This window comes from Brevibacterium samyangense, assembly GCF_039529845.1.
GTDB classification, from domain to species: Bacteria; Actinomycetota; Actinomycetes; order Actinomycetales; family Brevibacteriaceae; genus Brevibacterium; species Brevibacterium samyangense.
Genome location: NZ_BAAANO010000017.1, coordinates 1 through 22,476 on the forward strand (window position 1 = coordinate 1; position 22,476 = coordinate 22,476).

Annotated in this window: 16 protein-coding genes; 2 read left to right on the plus strand and 14 right to left on the minus strand. The window is 68.4% G+C overall.

Annotation, left to right across the window (positions count from 1 at the left end; genetic code table 11):
• Positions 1 to 644: 644 nt before the first annotated feature.
• The 10 genes from secG to ABD172_RS09260 all read right to left on the minus strand — a co-directional run bounded on the left by secG (position 645) and on the right by ABD172_RS09260 (position 14,918).
• Positions 645 to 890: a preprotein translocase subunit SecG gene (gene secG / locus ABD172_RS09215; protein ID WP_344308981.1), complete on the minus strand. Its 246-nt coding sequence runs from the start codon at positions 888 to 890 to the stop codon at positions 645 to 647.
• Positions 891 to 960: 70 nt separating this feature from the next.
• Complete coding sequence (gene tpiA, locus ABD172_RS09220; RefSeq protein ID WP_344308982.1) at positions 961 to 1,746, minus strand: triose-phosphate isomerase; 786 nt, start codon at positions 1,744 to 1,746, stop codon at positions 961 to 963.
• A 5-nt stretch (positions 1,747 to 1,751) separates the two neighbouring features.
• On the minus strand, positions 1,752 to 2,975 hold the full coding sequence (locus ABD172_RS09225; protein WP_344308983.1) for a phosphoglycerate kinase: 1,224 nt from the start codon (positions 2,973 to 2,975) through the stop codon (positions 1,752 to 1,754).
• A 132-nt stretch (positions 2,976 to 3,107) separates the two neighbouring features.
• Positions 3,108 to 4,112, minus strand: coding sequence for a type I glyceraldehyde-3-phosphate dehydrogenase (gap, locus tag ABD172_RS09230; RefSeq protein WP_344308984.1), 1,005 nt, complete (start codon positions 4,110 to 4,112; stop codon positions 3,108 to 3,110).
• 189 nt (positions 4,113 to 4,301) lie between these two features.
• Positions 4,302 to 5,285, minus strand: coding sequence for a DNA-binding protein WhiA (whiA, locus tag ABD172_RS09235; RefSeq protein WP_344308985.1), 984 nt, complete (start codon positions 5,283 to 5,285; stop codon positions 4,302 to 4,304).
• A gap of 60 nt (positions 5,286 to 5,345) precedes the next feature.
• Positions 5,346 to 6,404, minus strand: a complete 1,059-nt coding sequence (locus ABD172_RS09240; RefSeq protein ID WP_344308987.1) for a gluconeogenesis factor YvcK family protein — start codon at positions 6,402 to 6,404, stop codon at positions 5,346 to 5,348.
• Positions 6,373 to 7,296, minus strand: coding sequence for an RNase adapter RapZ (rapZ, locus tag ABD172_RS09245; RefSeq protein WP_425546674.1), 924 nt, complete (start codon positions 7,294 to 7,296; stop codon positions 6,373 to 6,375). Before rapZ ends, ABD172_RS09240 begins: the two co-directional genes overlap by 32 nt.
• 64 nt (positions 7,297 to 7,360) lie before the next feature.
• Positions 7,361 to 9,265, minus strand: coding sequence for an excinuclease ABC subunit UvrC (uvrC, locus tag ABD172_RS09250; protein ID WP_344308988.1), 1,905 nt, complete (start codon positions 9,263 to 9,265; stop codon positions 7,361 to 7,363).
• Between the two features lie 3 nt (positions 9,266 to 9,268).
• Complete coding sequence (uvrA, locus tag ABD172_RS09255; protein ID WP_344309195.1) at positions 9,269 to 12,211, minus strand: excinuclease ABC subunit UvrA; 2,943 nt, start codon at positions 12,209 to 12,211, stop codon at positions 9,269 to 9,271.
• Positions 12,212 to 12,416: 205 nt separating this feature from the next.
• Positions 12,417 to 14,918, minus strand: coding sequence for a DEAD/DEAH box helicase (locus ABD172_RS09260; RefSeq protein ID WP_344308990.1), 2,502 nt, complete (start codon positions 14,916 to 14,918; stop codon positions 12,417 to 12,419).
• Between the two features lie 179 nt (positions 14,919 to 15,097).
• Here ABD172_RS09260 and ABD172_RS09265 point away from each other — a divergent pair, with 179 nt between their 5' ends.
• Complete coding sequence (locus ABD172_RS09265) at positions 15,098 to 15,385, plus strand: YciI family protein (RefSeq protein ID WP_344308992.1); 288 nt, start codon at positions 15,098 to 15,100, stop codon at positions 15,383 to 15,385.
• A 162-nt stretch (positions 15,386 to 15,547) separates the two neighbouring features.
• Here ABD172_RS09265 and ABD172_RS09270 read toward each other — a convergent pair whose 3' ends face one another.
• Positions 15,548 to 16,579, minus strand: coding sequence for a TerC family protein (locus ABD172_RS09270; RefSeq protein WP_425546675.1), 1,032 nt, complete (start codon positions 16,577 to 16,579; stop codon positions 15,548 to 15,550).
• A gap of 242 nt (positions 16,580 to 16,821) precedes the next feature.
• Complete coding sequence (gene uvrB, locus ABD172_RS09275; RefSeq protein ID WP_344308996.1) at positions 16,822 to 18,969, minus strand: excinuclease ABC subunit UvrB; 2,148 nt, start codon at positions 18,967 to 18,969, stop codon at positions 16,822 to 16,824.
• 175 nt (positions 18,970 to 19,144) lie between these two features.
• Here uvrB and ABD172_RS09280 point away from each other — a divergent pair, with 175 nt between their 5' ends.
• Complete coding sequence (locus ABD172_RS09280; protein WP_344308998.1) at positions 19,145 to 19,579, plus strand: OsmC family peroxiredoxin; 435 nt, start codon at positions 19,145 to 19,147, stop codon at positions 19,577 to 19,579.
• 31 nt (positions 19,580 to 19,610) lie between these two features.
• On the opposite strand, the gene coaE is transcribed toward ABD172_RS09280, so the two are convergent.
• Both coaE and ABD172_RS09290 read right to left on the minus strand, forming a co-directional pair.
• The gene (gene coaE / locus ABD172_RS09285) at positions 19,611 to 20,522 is read right to left on the minus strand and encodes a dephospho-CoA kinase (RefSeq protein ID WP_344309000.1); all 912 of its coding nucleotides are present in this window, start codon (positions 20,520 to 20,522) and stop codon (positions 19,611 to 19,613) included.
• A gap of 33 nt (positions 20,523 to 20,555) precedes the next feature.
• Positions 20,556 to 22,427 carry a hypothetical protein gene (locus ABD172_RS09290; protein WP_344309002.1) on the minus strand — a complete coding sequence of 624 codons (1,872 nt, stop codon included), beginning with the start codon at positions 22,425 to 22,427 and terminating at the stop codon, positions 20,556 to 20,558.
• Positions 22,428 to 22,476 lie beyond the last annotated feature (49 nt).

Below are 22,476 nucleotides of genomic sequence, written 5' to 3' on the forward strand. Positions count from 1 at the left end.
TGGGGTGCCATGAGAGTGGTGGTGCTGCCTTTGTGGAAGGTTGGATCACTCTCTATGAAACACGGGACGATTCATCCATCCCAAACTCGACTTCCTGCTCAAGGGCCACCGTGTCGACTTCGACGCCCCCGACCTCGAACTCGAGACACTCGCCGCCGTCGATGCCAAGGTAAGCGCAATCATCGATGCACACGAGGATGAGCCTAACCGCTAATTTGTGGGCCTACTTGTCAAGAGGCAAACCCGGATTTCCCCTACGTCGATCAGTCTTGATCCCTCGGCAGCTAACGCCGTCAAGCGATCACAGAAGACCGCCATCTAGCGAGCAAATCCACACCCCCGGAGCAGACGACATCATCCCGGAGTACGTTTTCCAGAAGTGCGAGGGCGGACCGGAACACCTGCTGCGGGCGCCTGAACGGTCCGGCAGGCTCCGCTTGGCACTGCTGTCCCCGGTTACACGCAGAATCCGGAGGATAATGCGTGCAAACCGAGACGGTGCTGTGAGCTCGGCACGGGCGGCGACCAGGCACCCGCAGGCGCCACACACGACGAAGGCCCGGAACCGGGGAGGTTCCGGGCCTTCGGGGTGTCTCGGTCCGTTCGTGGCCTGAGACCGGGTTCTGCGCGGTTGGGGTCGGCTCTCAGCCGGCGAAGCGCACCGTGAGGCCGAGCAGGATGATCGAGGCCACCCAGACGACGGCGACGAGCGCGGTGAACCGGTTGAGGTTGCGCTCGGCGACACCCGAGGCACCGAGGTTCGAGCTCATGCCGCCACCGAACATGTCCGACATGCCACCGCCCTTGCCCTTGTGGAGCAGGATGAGCAGCGTGAGGAAGATGCTCGTGAGGATGAGGATGACCGTGAGGGTCCAGGTCAGAATGGTCACGAAGGGTTACCTATCGGTCGGTTCGGAGAACGCGGTTCGGTGCGGGCGCAGTATCGGCGCTGACTGGAGTCTACTTCCCGACGGCGCGCGCGCACAAAGTCGCGAAGCTCTCGGGATCGAGACTCGCTCCGCCGACGAGTGCCCCGTCGACGTCCTCGTGCTCGACGATCTCCGCGACGTTGTCGGGTTTGACGCTGCCGCCGTAGAGGAGGCGCACGCCGGCCGCGAACTCCGCGGAGAACATCTCCTCGAGCGCGCCACGGACGCCGGTGCACATGTCGGAGGCGTCCTGCGCGGTCGCGGTCTTCCCGGTGCCGATCGCCCACACGGGCTCGTACGCGATGACGAGGCCGTCGAGGGCCTCCGCGTCGAATCCGTCGAGAGCGGCCCGCACCTGGGCGAGCACGACGTCGTTCTGGGTGCCGGCCTCACGGACGTCGAGCGATTCGCCCACGCAGAGGATCGGCGTGAGTTCGTGACGGAGAGCGGCCTCCACCTTGGCACGGACGACCTCGTCGGTCTCCGCGTGGTACTCGCGACGCTCACTGTGGCCGACGGCCACGTAGGTGCACCCGAGGCGAGACAGGAAAGCGCCCGAGACCTCGCCGGTGTACGCGCCCGCGTCGTGGACGGACAGGTCCTGGGCACCGTACTGCACCGGGAGCTTGTCACCCTGGACGAGGGTCTGCACCGACCGGATGTCGGTGAACGGAGGGAGCACCGCGACGTCGACCGATTCGGGGTCGACCTTCGCATCGCGCAGCGCCCAGGCGAGCTTCTGCACCGCGGAGATCGCCTCGAGGTGGTCGAGGTTCATCTTCCAGTTGCCCGCGAGCAGCGGGGTTCGCGTCGTCATGCCGCTCAGTCCTCGAGCACCGCGAGGCCGGGCAGTTCCTTGCCCTCGAGGAACTCGAGCGATGCGCCACCACCGGTGGAGATGTGCCCGAAGTCCTCGTCGGCGAATCCGAGGTTGCGCACGGCCGACGCGGAGTCGCCTCCGCCGACGACGGTGAGTCGGCCGTCCACGACACCGCCGTGCGCCTTCGTGAGGGCTTCGGCGACGGCCTTCGTGCCGCCGGCGAACGCCTCGAACTCGAAGACGCCCATGGGGCCGTTCCAGAACACGGTCTTCGCGGCCTTGATGATCTCCGCGTAGCGTGCAGCGGACTCGGGTCCGATGTCGAGGCCGAGGGCCGAGGTGCCCGCGGGAGAGGACTCGATGCCGTCGGCGGGGACCGTCCAGTGGTCGGCGTCCGCGGCGAACGCGGACGCGACGACGACGTCGGTCGGGAGGACGATCTCGACCCCGAGCTCCTCCGCCTTCTTCAGGTAGCCCTTGACGGTGTCGATCTGGTCCTCCTCGAGGAGGCTCGCACCGACGCCGTGACCGAGTGCCTTGAGGAAGGTGAACACCATCCCACCACCGATGACGAGGGTGTTCGCGCGTTCGAGGAGGCTCGCGATGACACCGAGCTTGTCGGAGACCTTCGAACCGCCGAGGACGACGACGTAGGGACGCGCCGGGTCCTCGAGGAGGGTGCGGCTCACCTCGACCTCGGCCTGCACCAGTCCACCCGCGTAGTGCGGCAGCAGCGTCGCGACATCGCAGACGCTCGCCTGCTTGCGGTGGACGACACCGAAACCGTCGGAGACGAAGACGTCCGCGAGGGACGCGAGTTCCTTCGCGAAGGCGAGGCGCTCGGCATCGTCCTTCGAGGTCTCACCCGGGTTGAACCGGAGGTTCTCGAGGAGGAGGACCTCGCCGTCCTGCAGCGCCGCAGCCTTCGCCTTCGCGTCCTCTCCGACGGTGTCCGAGGCGAAGGCGACCGGCCGGCCCACGGCCTCCGCGAGAGCGGGGACGACGGGAGCGAGGGAGTACTTGGCCTCCGGTGCACCCTTGGGGCGGCCCAGGTGCGCCATCACGATGACCTTCGCCCCCGCCTCGGCGAGCGACGTGAGGGTCGGTGCGGAGGCGAGGATGCGCCCGGCGTCCGTGATCGTCGTGCCGTCGAGCGGGACGTTGAGATCGCTGCGGACCAGCACCCGCTTGCCCGCGAACTCGGCCGGGTTGTCGAGAGTCTTCATGAATGGCCTTTCACCTGGACCGACGCGTGACCGGCGGTCGTGACTGACGGAGGTTCTTCGCAGTCGAGGTTACTCGAAATCGGGCCCCGAGGAAGACCTCGGGGCCCGATCCGGGAGGTGATGTGCGAGGACTCAGGCGTCCTTGCCGACGAGCACCGCCATGTCGACGAGACGCTGCGAGTAGCCCCACTCGTTGTCGTACCACGAGAAGACCTTGATCTGATCGCCGAGCTTGCGGGTGAGCAGCGCGTCGAAGATCGAGGAGTGGTCGTTCATGATGATGTCGGAGGAGACGATCGGGTCCTCGGTGTATTCGAGGATCCCGGCGAGTTCGCCCTCGGCGGCCGCCTTGATCGCGGCGTTGACCTCCTCGACCGTCGCGTCCTTCTCGGGCACAAAGGTGAGGTCGACGACGGAACCGGTGACGACCGGGACGCGGATCGCGAGGCCGTCGAGCTTGCCCTTGAGCTCCGGGAGGACCTCGGTCACGGCCTTGGCCGCACCGGTCGAGGTCGGCACGATGTTGACGGCTGCGGCACGCGCACGACGGAGGTCCTTGTGCGGGCTGTCGACGAGGTTCTGGTCCGCGGTGTAGGCGTGGACGGTCGTCATGAGGCCGCTCTTGATCCCGAAGGTCTCGTCGAGGACCTTGGCGACCGGGGCGAGGCAGTTCGTCGTGCAGGAGGCGTTGGAGACGATGTGGTGCTTCTGCGGGTCGTATGCGGAGTCGTTCACACCCATGACGAAGGAACCATCGATGTCCTTGCCCGGGGCGGAGAGGACGACCTTCTTCGCGCCCGCCTCGATGTGCGCCTGGGCCTTGTCCCGGTCACGGAAGACGCCGGTCGCCTCGACGACGACGTCGACGCCGACCTCGCCCCACTTGAGGTCGTGGGGGTCCCGCAGGGAGGTGGCGCGGATCCGCTTGCCGTCGACCGTGATCGACTCGTCGTCGAAGGAGATCTCCGCGGGGAACTTCCGCCACGTGGAGTCGTACTTGAGCAGGTGCGCGAGGTGCGCGTTGTCGGTGAGGTCGTTGATCGCGACGACCTCGATGTCGTGATCGCCTTCGAGAGCCTGACGGAAGAACGAACGACCGATGCGGCCGAATCCGTTGATGCCAACGCGAACAGTCATAACGAGTGCCTCCAGGGAGAACGTGTGTTGCGGGACGTGATCTGGAACGTCCCACCGAACACAACAATTCCCCACAGGAACACACTTGTCCAGACTTCCGGGTGATGTCGGTCGCAGTGATTCCGGACACGTCCGGAGGCGCCCCGCGACGCGTCCGGTGACACCCGGAGCCGGCCTCGGACGGGGCGCTCAGTCCGCGTCGAGCATGTCGGCCGTGAGGCTCGCCTCGGTGCCCGGGATCCCGAGTTCCTCGGCCCGCTTGTCGGCCGTCGCGAGCAGGCGCCGGATCCGTCCGGCGATCGCGTCCTTCGTCATCGGCGGGTCCGCGAGCTGTCCGAGTTCCTCGAGGGAGGCCTGCTTGTGGGTGAGGCGCAGGGTCCCCGCGTAGAGGAGATGGTCCGGGACGTCCTCCCCGAGGATCTCGAGCGCGCGTTCGACACGCGCCCCGGCGGCGACGGCGGCCCGCGCGGCAGCGCGCAGGTTCGCGTCGTCGAAGTTCGCGAGGCGGTTCGCGGTCGCGCGGACCTCCCGCCGCAGCCGCCGTTCCTCCCACACCATCCGGGCGTCCGTCGCGCCCATGTTCGTGAGGAGGTCACCGATCGCCTCGCCGTCGCGGAGGACGACGCGGTCGATGCCCCGGACCTCCCGGGCCTTCGCGGTGAGCCCGAGGCGCCTGGCCGCACCCACGAGGGCGAGGGCCGCCTCGGGGCCGGGGCACGTGATCTCGAGCGCCGAGGACCGGCCGGGCTCGGTGAGGGAGCCGTGGGCGAGGAACGCACCGCGCCAAGCCGCGCGGGCGTCCGCGAGGGATCCGTTGACGACCGCTGCGGGCAGCCCCCGCACCGGGTGACCGCGATTGTCGATGAGACCCGTCTGCCGGGCGAGGGACAGGCCGTCGCGGGCGACCCGCACGAGGTAACGACTGCCCTTGCGGATGCCGGAGGGACTGATGACGACGACCTCGGCGGTGTGCCCGTAGAGCGCCTTGATCTCCCCGCGGAGCCGGCGGGCGACCGCGCCGGTGTCGACCTCGGCCTCGATGACGATGGACCCGGCCATGATGTGGAGGGAGTTGGAGAACCTCAACAGCGCGGAGACCTCGGCCTTCCGGGCCGAGGTGCGCGTCACCTCGAGCCGTGCGAGCTCGTCCTTCACCTGCGCGGTCAGTGCCATCCGTTCTCCCCTTCTGCTGTCACCGCGGTCGAGTGCGGTCCGCGGCGCTCGGCGCCGGCGTCACCACTGTTCGTCCACAGGGATCCCCGCGTCGAGCAACACGTCACGGTAGCACGCGGCGAGTTTGAGGCTGTCGTGCGCCTTCGGGCGACGGGAGGCGAGCGGCCGGGTCCACAGGCGGGCACCGAACAGGTCCTCCGCCATCCGCGCGAGATCCTTCTCACGTGCCGCAGCAGCGTCGTCGACGAGGACGTAGTCGATCCCGAGGCGCGGCGCGTGGGCGTGGAGCGAGGTGAGGTGGCCGGCGAGGGTGAGCCCCTTCGTCTCCCCCTCCGCTCCCGGCAGATTGAGGGTGAGGGTGGTGAGCCCCGGCGCCTCGACGATGGCCCGGGCGAGGTCCGGGACGAGGAGGTGCGGCATCACCGAGGTGTACCAGGAGCCCGGCCCGAGGTTGAGGACCTCGGCGGTCCGCACGGCCTCGAGCGTCTCCTCCCGTGCCGGCGGGTCCGCGGGGACGAGCCGCACCTGATCGACGTGCCCGGGTGTCGCGGCGAGGCACGACTGGCCGCGGATGACCTCCGCAGGGGCGCCGGGACCGGGACGGACGTCCGCCTCGATCCCGAGCGGCACCGAGGACATCGGGAGGACCCGCCCGTGGGTGCGCAGAAGCCGGGCGACGAGGTCGAGTCCGTCGACGTGATCGCCGAGGATCTGCCAGAGCGCGGAGATGAGCAGGTTGCCGACCGCGTGATCGTTCAACGGGCCGTCCGAGGTGAACCGGTGCTGGAGGACGTCCCGCCACGTGCGGCCCCACTCGCCGTCGTCGCAGAGAGCTGCGAGAGCCATCCTGAGATCCCCCGGCGGAAGACCACCGAACTCCTCGCGCAGGCGGCCCGAGGACCCGCCGTCGTCCGCGACCGTGACGACCGCCGTGAGGTTCTCCGTGAGGAGCCGGAAAGCGCGCAGGGCCGCGTAGAGCCCGTGTCCCCCACCGAAGGAGACGACGCGGGGACCGCCGCCGGGTTCGCTGGCGCCGGCGGTCACGCGGAGTGGGATCTCCCCCGTCGGGAGGTTCGGCACGCCCATGTCACTCCCGGCCCAGATCGCGGTGGCGGACATTCACCCGGGCGTGGACGCGGTCCGCGAGGCGCTTCGCGAGCTGTTCGGTGATCGCGACCGAACGGTGCTTGCCCCCGGTGCATCCGATCGCGATGGTCGCGAACGTGCGGTTCTCGCCCAGGTACCCCTCGACGACGACGTCGAGGGTGCTGAGGTAACGGTCGATGAAGGTGAGGGCGCCGGGCTGGGACAGCACGTAGTCCGCGACCTCGACGTCCTGCCCCGTATGACCCCGCAGGTGGGGGATCCAGTACGGATTGGGCAGGAACCGGACGTCCACGACGTGATCGGCGTCCATCGGGATGCCGTACTTGAAACCGAAGCTCATGACGGTGAGCCGCAGCGGCGACACCCCGTCCTGACCGAAGGCGCTCCGCACCTCGTTCGAGAGCTGGTGGACGTTGAGGTCCGAGGTGTCGATGATGATGTCGGCGCGATCGCGGAGGGAGCCGAGGGCCTCGCGTTCGGCGGTGATGCCGTCGACGAGTGTGCCGTCCCCCTGGAGGGGATGCGGCCGACGGACGGACTCGAATCGCCGCACGAGCACCTCGTCGGCGGCGTCGAGGTAGAGCACCCGGATGCCGATGCCCTGGTCCTGGTAGTCCGACAGGACCCGATCGAGTTCGGAGAACATCGCACGACCGCGGACGTCGGCGACGACCGCGACCTTCGGCAGGGCGCCCTCCGCGCGGGCCACGAGTTCGACGAGCGGCGGGATCATGAGCGGCGGGAGGTTGTCCACCACGTACCAGTTCATGTCCTCGAGCGCGTTGGCCGCGGTCGAGCGTCCGGCGCCGGACATGCCGGTGAGCAGGAGGATCTCGAGTCCGGTGTCGTTCCGCGGGTGCGGGGGCGGACTCGGGACGGGGCTCGGGACAGGGGGGATCGTCATCCTCGTCGGTGCCTTCCGATGGGGGCCGGTGCGTCAGCACTACGGTACCGGGTGGTGACGCGGGCTACTCCCCCGTCGCCGCCTCGGGGGCCGTCGACTCCTCCGGTGCGTCCTCGGCGTGGAGGACGGCGTGGATCCGCGCGGCGAGGGCCGGGCCCACGCCCTTGACCTCCTGGAGTTCCGCGACCGAGGCCGCCCGCATCTTCTTCACCGAGCCGAAGTGCCGCAGCAGTGCCTTGCGCTTCGCGTCCCCGAGGCCCTCGACCCCGTCGAGCACGCTCGCGCGCATCGAGGCTCCCCGGCGTTTGCGGTGGTACGAGATCGCGAACCGGTGGGCCTCGTCGCGGACCCGCTGGAGCATGAAGAGGCCCTCCGAGTTCCGCGGCAGGATCACGGGGAACTCGTCGTCCGGGACCCAGACCTCCTCGAGGCGTTTCGCGAGCCCGACGACCGAGATGTCCATGATGCCGAGGTCCTCGAGCGCCTTCACCGCCGCGTGCACCTGTGGGAGCGCACCGTCGACGACGAGGAGCGAGGGCCGGTAGCCGAAGCGTTCGTCCGGCTCGTCCTCAGCGAGGCTCTCGAGATACCGGGAGAAGCGCCGGGACACGACGTCGTACATCGACGAGGTGTCGTCCCGGGCTGCCTCCCCCGTCACCGCGAAGTGGCGGTAGTCGCGCTTCTTCGGCAGTCCGTCCTCGAACACGACGAGGGAGCCGACGACATTGCTGCCGAGCGTGTGCGAGTTGTCGATGCACTCGATGCGCAGGGGCGGTTCGGGCAGGCCGAGCGCCGTCTGGATCTCCGTGAGCGCCGCCGAGCGCGTCGTGAGGTCCGAGGCGCGGCGAGTCTTGTGGAGCACGAGGGCCTGGGACGCGTTCTTCGCGACGGTGTCGAGCACCGCCTTCTTCTCGCCCCGCTGCGGGACCCGGATGACGACCCGGGACCCGCGACGTTCCGAGAGCCACGCAGTGAGGAGTTCGAGGTCCTCCGGGAGGGTGTCGACGAGGATCTCGCGCGGGATCGCCTCGGGGTCGACCTCGGTGTACGCCTGCCGGAGGTAGTCGCTCGTGAGTTCCGCGGGGCCCGCCTCCTGGAGCCGTTCGATGATCCACCCGCGTTCACCGCGGATGCGACCGCCCCGGACGTGGAACACCTGGACGGAGGCCTCGAGTTCTTCGGTGACGAGGGCGAAGACGTCCGCGTCCGCATTCATCGAGAGGACGACGGCGCTCTTGTCGACGACCTTCTCGAGTGCCACGATCTCGTCCCGCAGGCGCGCCGCGCGTTCGTAGTCGAGTTCCGCGGCGGCCTCGGCCATCTCCGCCCTCCGCGGGCCGATGAAGGCACCGGTGTTCCCGGACATGAAGTCGACGACGTTGCGGGCGAGGTCCTTGTGCTCCTCCGGGGTGACCCGACCGACGCACGGTGCCGCACACTTGTCGATGTACCCGAGGAGGCACGGCCGACCGGTGGCCTGCGCGCGCCGGAACACCCCGTTCGTACAGGTGCGGACCGGGAACGCCTTGAGCAGGAGGTCGAGGGACTCCTTGATCGCCCACACCTGACTGAATGGCCCGAAGTACTTCACCCCGGGTTTCCGCTTCCCGCGGGTGACGAACGCCCGCGGATACTCGTCCTTCATCGTCACGGCGAGGTACGGGTACGACTTGTCGTCGCGGAACATCACGTTGAACCGCGGATCGAACTCGTTGATCCACGTCCACTCGAGCTGGAGCGCCTCCACCTCGGTATTCACGACGGTCCACTCGACGGAGGCGGCGGTGTGCACCATCGTGAAGGTCCGGGGGTGGAGATCCGCGGGATTCGCGAAGTACGAGTTGAGCCGGTTGCGGAGGTTCTTCGCCTTGCCGACGTAGATGACCCGACGGTGCTCGTCCCGGAACTTGTAGACCCCGGGTTCCGTGGGGATCTCCCCCGTCGCCGGGCGGTACGTGCTCGGATCCACGGATCAGTGCTTCTTCGCGGGAGTCTTCTGCGCGGAGGCCTTCCGCGCGGGCGCGGACCCCGACGTCTTCCCTCGTTTCGCCGGTGCAACGTCCGTGATGACGCGACCCCGCCGTGCGAAGAGGTCACCGAGGAACTGACCGGTGTACGACTCCGGGACCTGCGCGACCTCCTCCGGCGTGCCCTGGGCGACGACCGTACCGCCGCCCCGACCGCCCTCGGGACCCATGTCGATGATGTGGTCCGCGGACGCGATGACGTCGAGGTTGTGCTCGATGACGATCACCGTGTTGCCCTTGTCGACGAGGTTCTGGAGGACGTCGAGGAGCTTCCGGATGTCCTCGAAGTGCAGACCCGTCGTGGGTTCGTCGAGCACATAGACCGTCCGACCCTTCGTCCGCTTCTGGAGCTCGGCCGCGAGTTTGACGCGCTGTGCCTCACCGCCGGAGAGCGTCGTCGCCGGCTGGCCGAGGCGCACATAGCCGAGGCCGACCTCGACGAGGGTGCGGAGGTAGCGGGAGATCGAGGGAACCGCCTCGAAGAAGTCCGCGGCCTCCTCGATCGGCATGTCGAGGACATCCGCGATACTCTTGCCCTTGAAATGGGCCTCGAGGGTCTCCCGGTTGTACCGGGCACCGTGGCACACCTCGCAGGGGACGTAGACGTCCGGCAGGAAGTTCATCTCGATCTTGATCGTGCCGTCGCCGTGGCAGTTCTCGCAGCGGCCACCCTTGACGTTGAAGGAGAACCGGCCCGGCTGGTAACCGCGGATGCGCGCGACCTCCGTCTCCGCGAACAACTGGCGGACCTTGTCGAAGACACCCGTGTACGTCGCCGGGTTCGACCGGGGCGTCCGCCCGATCGGGGACTGGTCGACGTGGATGACCTTGTCGAGCTGATCGAGTCCGGTGATGCGCTTGTGCCGGCCGGGGACCCGCTTGGCGCCGTTGAGCACGTTCGCGAGTTCGGTGTAGAGGATGTCGTTGACGAGTGTCGACTTCCCGGAACCCGACACACCGGTGACGGCCGTGAGCACACCGAGCGGGAAGGAGACGTTCACGTCCCGCAGGTTGTTCTCGCGGGCGCGTTCGACCGTGAGGACACGGCCCTCGTCGACGGGACGGCGTGTGGTCGGCAGTTCGATCCGGCGGCGCCCGGCGATGTACGCACCGGTGATCGATCCCTCGGCGTCCGCGAGTCCCGGGACCGGACCGGAGTACATGACGCTGCCGCCGTACTCGCCGGCTCCCGGGCCGATGTCGACGATCCAGTCCGCGGCCTCGATCGTCTCCTCGTCGTGTTCGACGACGATGAGGGTGTTCCCGAGGTCGCGCAGGTGCACGAGCGTCTCGATGAGACGGCGGTTGTCGCGCTGGTGGAGACCGATCGAGGGTTCGTCGAGGACGTAGAGCACGCCGACGAGGCCCGAACCGATCTGGGTGGCGAGGCGGATGCGCTGTGCCTCACCGCCGGACAGGGTGCCCGCGGTGCGGTCGAGGCTGAGGTACTCGAGACCGACGTCGAGGAGGAACCGCAGCCGGGCGACGATCTCCTTCATCACCTGGGCGGCGACCTGGGCGTCACGGGACCCGAGCTCGAGGCCCGCGAGGAAGTCGAGCGACTGGTCGAGGGACATCCGGCAGACGTCCGCGATCGACTTCCCTCCCACGAGGACGTTGAGGATCTCCGGCTTGAGACGCGTCCCGTCGCAGGTGGCGCACGGGACCTCGCGCATGTACGACTCGTAGCGCTCGCGCGAGCTCTCCGATTCCGTCTCCTCGTGCTTGCGGAGGATGTACTGGTACACACCCTCGAACCCGGTCGAGTAGATGCGCTCACGGCCGAAGCGGTTCCGGTATTTGACCTCGACCTTGTAGTCCTTGCCTTCGAGGATCGCGGTGCGGTGCGCGCGGCTCAGGTCCTTCCACGGGGTCCGCAGATCGAACCCGAGTTCGTCGCCGAGACCCTTGAGGAGCCGGTTGAAGTACTTCGAGGTGGTCTTCCCCGTGGACCAGGGGGCGATCGCGCCCTCACCGAGCGAGAGGTCCTCGTCGGGGACGACGAGGGTCTCGTCCACCTGGAGGCGGGTACCGATGCCGTCACAGGCCGGGCAGGCGCCGAAGGGCGAGTTGAAGGAGAAGGTCCGCGGTTCGATCTCGTCGATCGTGAGGGGGTGCTCGTTCGGGCACGACATGTGCTCGGAGAAGGTCCGGACCGTACCGTCGTCGACGAGTTCGACCTCGATGCGCCCCTCCGCGATCGCGAGGCCGGTCTCCACCGAGTCGGTGAGCCGCTGGCGCATGCCCTCCCGGACGACGAGCCGGTCGACGACGACGGAGATGTCGTGCTTGTACTGCTTCTTGAGCGTCGGGGGCTCCGCGAGCTGGACCTGCTCGCCGTCGACGACCGCGCGGGAGAACCCCTTGGACTGGAGGTCCTGGAAGAGATCGACGAACTCGCCCTTGCGCCCACGCACGATGGGGGCGAGCACGAGGAAGCGGGTGCGTTCGGGGAGCTCGAGGAGCTGGTCGACGATCTGCTGCGGGGTCTGCTTCGTGATCCGCTCACCGCACACCGGGCAGTGCGGCACCCCGATGCGCGCCCACAGCAGGCGCATGAAGTCGTAGACCTCGGTGATCGTCCCGACGGTGGACCGGGGGTTCCGGGAGGTGGACTTCTGGTCGATCGACACCGCGGGCGACAGCCCCTCGATGATGTCGACGTCCGGTTTGTCCATCTGCCCGAGGAACATGCGGGCGTACGAGGACAGCGACTCCACGTAGCGGCGCTGACCCTCCGCGAAGATCGTGTCGAAAGCGAGCGAGGACTTGCCGGATCCCGAGAGTCCCGTGAAGACGACGAGCGAGTCACGCGGGATGCGGACGTCGACGTTCTTGAGGTTGTGCGCGCGGGCGCCCTGGACGACGAGGGTGTCGAGGTGCGAGATGCCCTCACCGGTACCGGTGCCGGCGGCCGAGTGCGGCTGCTGCGCGGCGGCGGGGGTGCGGGCGAGGGTGGCGGCGGTCTTCTCGGAAGTCACACGTCAACTCTAGTCGGAGGCACGGACACGAGCGGTGTGATCTCGAACAGGTGTTCCCATCCGGCCGCGCCCGTCCGCCCGGCGACAGTGCACCCACGCACAGTCGACCCACTCACATGGGCCCGACGTCGAGGATCTCGAGGACGACCTCCTCGGCCTCGTCGCTCGCGGCGACGTCCACCCGCGCGGTGATCGCCCAGTCGTGGTCGCCGGCGGGATCGGCGAGGACCTGACGGACCTCCCAGCACTCCTCCCCCGGGGTGATCCGGCACAGGGCGGCGGACCGGGCGTCCGCGTCGATCCCGAGGTCGCCGTACTCGTCGTAGAAGTCCTCGATCGCGTCCTCCCACCTCGCGGCGGTCCACCCGGACTCGCCGTCGAGTTCGCCGAGGCGGTCGTAGGCCGCACGTTCGGCGAGCAGCACCCGGTGGAACATCGTGTTGCGCACAAGGCGGGTGAAGCGCGTCCGATCGGCGCTCAGGCGCCCGTCGGCGGGAGCGAAGACCGCCTCGTCGAGGTCGTCCTCGGAGGGGTTCCGCAGCGCCTCCCACTCCTCGAGCAGACTCGAGTCGACGCGTGCGATGAGGTCGCCGAGCCAGGCCCGGATGTCCTCGAGCTCGGGGGTGAGCGCCTCCGCCGGGATCGTCTGCACGAGCATCCGGTAGACGTCCATGAGGTAGCGCAGCAGTCCGCCCTCGACCCGGGCGAGACCGTAGTACGCGACGAACTGCGAGAAGTTCATCGCCTGCTCGACCATGTCGCGGACGACGGCCTTCGGTTCGAGGCCGATCTCCTTCACCCACGGGGCACCCGAGGCGTACGCCTCGAAGGCCGCCTCGAGCACCTCGGCGTTCGGCTGCGGATAGGTGAGTTCGTCGAGGATCTCCATCCGCTCGTGGTACTCGACGCCGTCGGCCTTGAGCCGCCCGAGCTCGTCCCGTTTGATCCGATCGAGCTGGCCCTTGAGCACCGCGAACTGCACGGGTGTCGTCGCCTCGATGATGCTGAGGACGTCGAGGGCGTAGTCGGGCGACTCGCGGTCGAAGAGTTCGAGCGCGGCCATCGCGAACGGCGACAGCGGCTGGTTGAGCGCGAAGTTCGGGCCGAGGTCGTCGACGAGGCGGATCCGGACCCCGTCGGCGGTCTCCACCCGTTCGAGCACTCCGGCGGTGAGGAGCGACCGCCCGATGCGGATCGCCTGCAGATACAGGTCGAGCTTGGCCGCCCGGGACTCGTGGGTCCGGTCGATGAACGCACGGACCGTGTGGGCGCCGGCTCCGGGCCGGGCGAGGAGGTTGATGAGCGTCGAATGGGAGATCCGCATCCGGGAGACGAGCTCCTCCGGAGTACCGTTCACGAGGGAGTCGAAGCTCTTCTCCGACCATCCGACGAATCCGGTCGGAGGCTGCTTCTTCGTCACCTTCCGGCGCTTCTTCGGATCGTCACCGGCCTTCGCGAGCGCCTTCTTGTTCTCGATCTCGTGCTCGGGAGCCTGGACGACGACATAGCCGACGCTGTCGTAGCCGGCACGTCCGGCGCGTCCGGCGATCTGCTGGAACTCCCGGACGCTGAGCCGGCGCATCCGGCGCCCGTCGAACTTCGTGAGTCCGGTGAGGAGGACGGTGCGGATCGGGACGTTGATCCCGACGCCGAGGGTGTCCGTCCCGGAGATCACCGTGAGCAGCCCGGCACCTGCGAGCTGCTCGACGAGCCGGCGGTACTTCGGCAGCATTCCGGCGTGGTGCACGCCGATCCCGTGGAGGAGAAGGCGTTTGACGACGAGCCCGAATCCCTTGCCGAACCGGAATCCGGCGATCTCCTGCGCGATCGCGTCGCGTTGTTCCCTCGTCGTGAGGTTCGCGCTCACGATCGCGCTCGCGAGGTCGATCGCCTGTTTCTGCACGAAGGACACGACGTACACCGGCGCCTGATCGCGGCGGACGAGTGCGTGGAGTACCTCCTGGAGCGGCTCCTCGGAGTACCGGTACTCGAGCGGCACGGGCCGTTCGACCCCGGTGACGAGGGACGTCGGTCGCCCCGTCGTCTCCTCGAGGCCCCGGGTGATGTGCGACATGTCCCCGAGCGTGGCGGACATGAGGACGAACTGGGTCTGGGGCATCTCGAGGAGCGGCACCTGCCATGCCCACCCGCGCTGCGGATCAGCGAAGTAGTGGAACTCGTCCATGACGACGAGCCCGACATCGAGCAGCGCACCCTCCCGCAGCGCCTGGTTCGCGAGGATCTCCGCCGTCGCACAGATGATGGGAGCGTCCGCGTTGACGGCGGAGTCGCCCGTCACCATGCCGACGAGGTCCGGGCCGAAGGCGTCGGAGAGCTGGAAGAACTTCTCGCTCACGAGTGCCTTGATCGGAGCGGTGTAGAACGCCCGGCGGCCGGTGCTCACCGCGGCGAACAGGGCGGCGAGGGCGACCATGCTCTTCCCCGACCCCGTCGGGGTCGCGACGATCGTGTTGTCCCCGGTGAGGATCGCGAGGATCGCCTCCTCCTGTGCCGGGTAGAGGGTGATCCCGACGTCCTCGCAGTACTCGGTGAAGGTGGACCACAGGAGATCCGGATCGGCGAACTCTTCGGGGATCTCCGGGAGACGGGGCACGGATCCGACCTTTCGCACGATCCGGTCGGTGACGCCCGCGCCACCGGTGGGACCGAGAACTAGACTGCTGCGGGGAACGGCCCGATCACCTCGGCGGTGCGCGCGTGCGCCCCCGTCGCGGCCCCGGGACCGTCCTCCAGTATCCCCGACGACCACCCTCCGACCGAAACGAGTCACCCATGGCAGTCTTCGCCGTCACCTACGCCTACGGTCCCGACACCGACCACCGCATGTCCGTGCGCCCCGCCCACCGCGCGTGGCAGAAGGAGATCCTCGACGCCGGGATCCTCCTCGCCTCCGGGCCCCTCGAGGACGAGCAGCAGCCCGGAGGCCTCCTGCTCCTCACCGGGGAGAACGCCGAGGCGATCGCGGAGCTCCTCGCCCACGACCCCTATGCGGAGGCGGGGGTCATCGAGTCGACGACGATCCGGACGTGGAACCCGGTGTTCGGGCCCTGGAGCGAGTGACCGTTCCGTTCCTCCACCTCGGACGGGGCTCTCCCCCGGGAAGAGAACCTCCGGAAACGGCCGAGGCGCCGGTTCCCCGCAGAGGGGAGCCGGCGCCTCGGCCGTTTCCGGAGGACCCCCGCTCAGCGGGTTCCGGTGGGGACGCTCACGTGGTGGGGAGACTCACTTCGTGTCGTCGCCCCCGTAGTGGTGGACACCGTCCTTGCCGTGCACCTCGTGCTCGAGCGGACCGAAGGACACACGGTCCGGCTCGGAACGCATCTTGAGGAGCGAGGCCACGGTGGCGACGCCCATCGCGAGGACGATGAAGCTCAACGACATCCAGATCGGGATCTCCGGGACGTGCTCACGGAACGGCACCCATTCCGAGGCGTGGAGCGCGTGGAGCAGCAGCTTCACGCCGATGAAGCCGAGGATCGCCGCGATACCGAAGTGGAGGTACACGAGGCGGTCGACGAGGCCACCGAGGAGGAAGTACAGCTGGCGCAGACCCATGAGCGCGAAGACGTTCGCCGTGAAGACGAGGAACGGATCCTGCGTGACACCGAAGATCGCGGGGATCGAGTCGAGGGCGAACATCACGTCGGTCGAGCCGATCGCGATGAACACGATGAACATCGGGGTCCAGAACTTCTTGCCGTCGATGGTCACGCGGAGCTTGTTCTCGTGGTACTCCTCCGTGACGTTGATGCGCTTCTTGAGGAGCTTGATGAGCCCGTTCTCGCCGTCGCCCTCGTCCTCGTGCCCGAAGGCCTGACGCCAGGCGATGACGAGCAGGAAGGCACCGAAGAGGAAGAAGACCTCGACGAACCGCTCGATGACGGCGGCACCGACGAGGATGAAGATGCCGCGTGCGACGAGCGCGATGATGATGCCCACCATGAGCACTTCCTGCTGGAAACGCTTGGGCACGGAGAACGCGCCCATGATGAGCACGAAGACGAAGAGATTGTCGACGCTCAGCGAGTACTCCATGAGCCAACCGGTGACGAACTCACCGGCGTGCTGGGCATCGCCGATGGCGAAGAGCACTCCTGCGAACACGAGGGCGAGGGAGACGTAGAAGGCGACCCAGAGGCCGGCCTCCTTCATCGACGGCACGTGCGGCCGCTTCACCACGAGCAGGAGGTCGAATACGAGGATCAACACCAGCACGACGGCCGAGATGATCTTGAACATCATGGGAATTTCCATGTATGCCTTTCAGGGAATCGTGGCGGACCAACCGGGTGGTGGTCGTAACGCCGGTCTTCTCCGAAGGTCTCTCCCGCGGTGCGCCGACCGGATGAGGGCCGGCGGTGTCGCTCCGAGTCCGGATGCCGCGCGGATGCGGCGTCGTGATGACGAGCTCGGACGTGAGTGGGATACTCCCCTTCGCCAGTGGACAATCCTACAGGCCGCGTCCCGCCCCGACCCACCCGGCCGTGCGCACGGCCTCAGGCGTGCCCCTCCTTCTGCATCTGGCGCAGTTCCTTCTTGAGCTCGGAGACCTCGTCGCGCAGCCGGGCCGCGAGTTCGAACTGGAGTTCCGCGGCCGCGGTGTGCATCTGTTCCGTGAGGGTCGCGATGAGTTCGACGAGGTCCTCCGAGGGCTGGGACACGGTACCGGCTCGTCCGGACGCGCGGGACGCCGCCCGATCGCGTTGTTCGTCGGTGAGCGTCGAATTGAAGCCGCGCTTCCCCTTGCCGTAGTCGAACTGGGTGAGGAGTTCGCGGGTGTCCTCGTCCTCGCGCTGGAGCCGTTCGGTGATGTCGGCGATCTTCTTCACGAGCGGCTTCGGGTCGATCCCGTGCTCGGTGTTGTACGCGATCTGGATCTCCCGACGACGATCGGTCTCCTCGATCGCCTGCTGCATGGACGGGGTGATCCGATCCGCGTACATGTGCACCTCGCCGTTCACATTGCGTGCGGCACGGCCGATCGTCTGGATGAGGGAGGTGGCCGACCGGAGGAACCCTTCCTTGTCCGCATCGAGGATCGACACGAGTGAGACCTCGGGGAGATCGAGGCCCTCACGAAGGAGGTTGATGCCGACGAGGACGTCGTACTCCCCCGCCCGGAGTTCGCTCAGCAGCTCGACCCGGCGCAGCGTGTCCACATCGGAGTGCAGGTAGCGGACCCGGACCTCGTGCTCGAGGAGGTAGTCCGTGAGGTCCTCGGCCATCTTCTTCGTGAGCGTCGTGACGAGCACACGTTCGTCCTTCGCGACCCGGTCGTTGATCTCGCCGAGGAGGTCGTCGATCTGTCCGCGCGTGGGCTTCACCGTGATCCTCGGATCCACGAGCCCCGTCGGGCGGATGATCTGTTCGACGGTCCCGTTCGCGCGTTCGAGCTCGAAGGTGCCCGGAGTCGCGGAGAGATAGACCGTCTGGCCGATCCGGTCGAGGAACTCACCGAACTTGAGCGGGCGGTTGTCGAGAGCGCTCGGGAGACGGAACCCGTGTTCGACGAGCGTGCGCTTGCGGGACATGTCGCCCTCGTACATCGCGCCGATCTGCGGAACCGTCACGTGACTCTCGTCGATGACGAGGAGGAAGTCCTCCGGGAAGTAGTCGAGCAGACAGTTCGGCGCGCTGCCGGGCTCACGGCCGTCGATGTGCCGCGAGTAGTTCTCGATGCCGGAGGTGAACCCCATCGACTGCATCATCTCGAGGTCGTACGTGGTGCGCATCTTGAGGCGCTGCGCCTCGAGGAGTTTGTTCTGGCTCTCGAGCTCCTGCAGGCGCTGCTGCAGCTCGTCCTCGATCTGCGCGATCGCCCGTGCCATCCGGTCGTCGCCGGCGACGTAGTGGGTGGCGGGGAAGATGTGGACGACCTCCTCCTCGCGCACGATCTCCCCCGTGAGCGGGTGGAGGGTGTAGAGCGCCTCGATCTCGTCGCCGAAGAACTCGATCCGGAGGGCGAGCTCCTCGTACTGCGGGATGATCTCCACGGTGTCTCCCCGGACCCGGAAGGTGCCCCGGGTGAACGCGAGGTCGTTGCGCGAGTACTGCATCCCGACGAACTGTTTGAGCAGCGCGTCCCGGTCGAACTCCTGTCCGACCTCGAGGGACACCATCCGCTCGACGTACTCCTCCGGGGTCCCGAGGCCGTAGATGCAGGAGACGGTGGAGACCACGACGACGTCACGCCGGGTGAGGAGGGCGTTCGTCGCGGAGTGCCGGAGGCGTTCGACCTCGTCGTTGATCGAGGAGTCCTTCTCGATGAAGGTGTCCGTCTGCGGGACGTAGGCCTCCGGCTGGTAGTAGTCGTAGTAGGAGACGAAGTATTCGACCGCATTGTTCGGCAGCAGTTGGCGGAACTCGTTCGCGAGCTGGGCGGCGAGCGTCTTGTTGTGCGCCATGACGAGGGTGGGTCGCTGCACCTGTTCGATGAGCCAGGCGGTCGTCGCGGACTTGCCCGTGCCCGTCGCGCCGAGGAGCACGACGTCCTTCTCACCACGGGCGAGGCGTTCGGTGATCTCGGCGATCGCGGTCGGCTGGTCACCCGAGGGTTCGTACTCGCTCACGACCTCGAACGGCGCGACCGACCGGACGACCTCCGGGCGGTGCCCGATCTTCGGCACCGGACGTGCGGGGTTCACCTGCGCGGCACTGTCCGCCGGAGCACTGTCCGCCGGAGCACTGCCGCCGGTGGGTGCTCCATCGGTAGGTGCTCCGTCGGTGGGTACTGCATCAGTAGGTACTGTGTGAGAACCAGCCTGCGTCGCCATACCACCAGACTAGTGCGACCCACGGACACACACGAAGGAGACCGCCATGGCCCACGAGATCGTCTCGACCGCGCACACCCAGTGGCGCGGCAGCCTCCGCGAGGGGACCGGCTCGGTCTCCCTCGACAGCTCCGGGACCGGATCCCTGCCCCTGTCCTGGGCGGTGCGCGCGGAGAAGCGGGAGAAGGGAACGACGAGCCCGGAGGAGCTCCTGGGCGCAGCGCATTCCGCGTGCTTCTCGATGGCCCTCTCGAACGCCCTCACGAATGCGGGGACGCCCCCGGAGTCGATCTCGACGAACGCCGACGTCACCTTCGTCGCAGGTGAGGGCATCACGGAGATCCATCTCGTCACCGTCGCCGAGGTCCCCGAGATGTCCGCCGCCGACTTCGAGACCCACGCACAGAGGGCGAAGCGCGACTGCCCCGTGTCCAAGGCCCTCAAGGGCGTGTCGATCCGCCTGAGCGCGACCCTGCGCTGAACCGGCCGCCGCACGGCACCGCAGCCGGCCCTCACCCCTCCGGGAGTTCGAGGACGAGCAGGGCCGGAGCCCCCGGATCCGCCGAGGCGAACGCCCCCTCCCCCGTCGGGAACCACCCGGCCGCGGCGAGTCGGGCGGGAGCCTCGGCGGCCTGCTGCGCGTTCGCGGGGGTGACGCGGAGCCGATGCGTGGGCCGGGTGCTCCGGTTGGAGACGACCGGAGCGGCCTGCGCCTCCGGATCGCCGAGCGCCCGGACCACCCGGGCGAGGTGCCGGTCGGCACGACCGGGTTCGGTGAGGCCGCAGAGTGCGGCAGGTGCGGCGGCCGGCCGGCCGGTGCGCAGCGCCTCGGCGAAGGGCACGATCCGGTCCTCCCACAGACGCCCGAACGCCGTCTCGAGGTCCGCCGGGACGCCGGAGTTGTCGAGCACGACATCGCACGCCGCATAGCGGTCCGCATCGGAAGCCTGCGCCGCGATACGGCGCCGCGCGTCAGCCTCGTCCATCCCGCGGGATCCGAGGAGGCGCGCCAGACGAACCTCGGCCGGCACGTCGACGAGGACGCACAGGTGGTAGTTCACGAAGAGTCCGTTCTCGACGAGGAGGGGGACGTCGTGGACCACGATCGGCGCCTCGGCGTGGGCCGCGTACCGCGCGGCGGTCCGTTCACCGATCGCCGGATGCATGATCGCATTGAGCGCAGCGGTGCGCTCGGGCGAGGCGAAGGCCCGCGCCGCGAGAGCCGCCCGGTCGAGAGAACCGTCGACAGCGAGCACCTCGGAGCCGAATTCCCGCTCGAGCGCCGCGAGCGCGGGTTCCCCCGGTTCCACGACCTCCCGGGCGATCGCATCGGCGTCGATGACGGGAACTCCCCGGTCCTCGAAGAGTCGTGCGACGGTCGATTTACCGGCCCCGATGCCGCCGGTGAGTCCGATTCTCAGCATGCCCGAAGACTAACGGACGCCGTCGCCCCGCAGTCACTCCGCGTCGGTGAGGTCGACGAGGAACACTCCGTCGACCTTGTGGTACGACAGACCGGCGGCCTCCGCGACCATGCGCGCCACGTCCTCGGCGGGATGGCTGAGGTACCACGCGTTGTCCGCGACGAGGAGGTACTCGACGCCCTCCGACCGGAGTTCGACGAGGGCGGCGCGGACCTCGGCGGAGTCTCCCGCGGGAAGCGCTTCCTCCTCGAGGATGCGGTCGAGCGCATCGTCGGGTGCGGAGTACACGACACCGCCGTCGTCCGTCCCGCCGATGAAGTACCCACCCGTGTCCACGTAGTGCATCCCACTCACCGCCTGCCATGCCATCGCCTCGGCGGTGTGGGGCTGCGCGGCAGCCATCGGTGCCGGCAGGACCTTCGTCACCGAGCCTTCGGGCAGTACCTCGCGGTAGGCCCCCGAGGTGAAGAACTCGGGGACGTAGACGGGGCGGGTGGGGACGGAACCGGGGAACACGAGCACGAGCGCGAGCAGTGCCGCGCCCACACCGGCGAACCGCAGACGGCGGTTCCCCGAGTCCAGAGCCGCCTGGACCGCGAATGCGAGGAGCAGGCTCATCGCGAGGGTGGCGTGCACGACGAGTCGCATCGGTAGCACGTTCTGCAGCACCGGGACGAGCTCGACGAGCCGGAACGGTGCGGTGGAGGGCAGTTCCTGCCCCCAGACCCGCAGGGGCGCCCCCATGGACAGGAGCCACATGAGAAGTCCCGTGACGGCGGTGACCCGGACCGGCGCCTTCCACCGCGGGTGTGACCACAGGGCGACGCAGGTGACGACCGCCAGGCCGATCCACACGAGACCGAAGTATCCGCCGATCTCCGCAGGGTCGAGCGGCAGTGCACGCGGAATGGGAGTCTCGGGCGCCCCACCGAGGAGGGTGTACGGACCGGGGACGACGGCATCGAAGACGTCCGCGTTCCACACGCCGTGCGGCCGGATGGCTGCACCGGGAGCAGCCGGATGGGTGAACATCGTGACGAGCAGCGGGGTGCCCACCAGGCAGGCGACGACCACCGCGGTCGCACCACCGAGGACGAGCGACCGGAGACCGGCGAGGAACCGGCGCCACGTGAGCAGCGCCCGGACCGCGAGCAGGACCACCGTCGCGAGGAATGTCCCGGCCAGCAACTCGCTCGAGATGAAGAACTGCCACCCGATCACAAGACCGAGCAGAGCCCCGATCGCGAGAACGCGGCGACGCCTCCGGATCCCCGTGTCGAGGAGCAGGTGGACGCCGAGGGCGACGAGGGGCGGGAACGGGGCGAACGCGAGATTGAGGTGACCGGCCGACTGGGAGACGACGTAGGTGGAGAACCCGTACGCGAATCCGCCCAGGCAGGCCGGACCGAACGCGGTGAACCGGCGGACGAACACCGCTGCGGCGAGGGCGGAGACGACCGGGGAGGCCATGATCGCGAGGTTGAACGACACGACGGGACCGGCGAGCAGTGTCACCGGGACCATCGGCAGGGCGAGGCCGAGCACCGAGGTGTTCCACGCCCCGTTCACCCCGTCGGGATGGTTCATCGCATGCGTGTAGAGGAAGTCCCTCTCCCCGGACCCGAGGCCGAGCCACGAGAGTGTCACGTCCGCCGCGTGCGCGAACCACCAGATGAAGAGCGAGGTGTCGTCGTTCTCCGCGAACACCCGGGTCGCGGGAGCGCCGATGAGCCCGCCGTACACCGTGAGGCTCGCCATCACGAGGACGAGCGTGTAGAGCAGCCAGGAACGTATCGGCGTGCGTCCGGAGTGCCCCGCACGGGTGCCCGGGGCCGGTGCGGGTCCGGCGGCGGAGCGCGTGACAGCGGCGTCCTCGGCGGCGGGAAGCGGGGCGGGGATCGACACCCGGTCACAGTACCAAGCACAGGCTTCGTGAATGCACGACGGCCCCGGA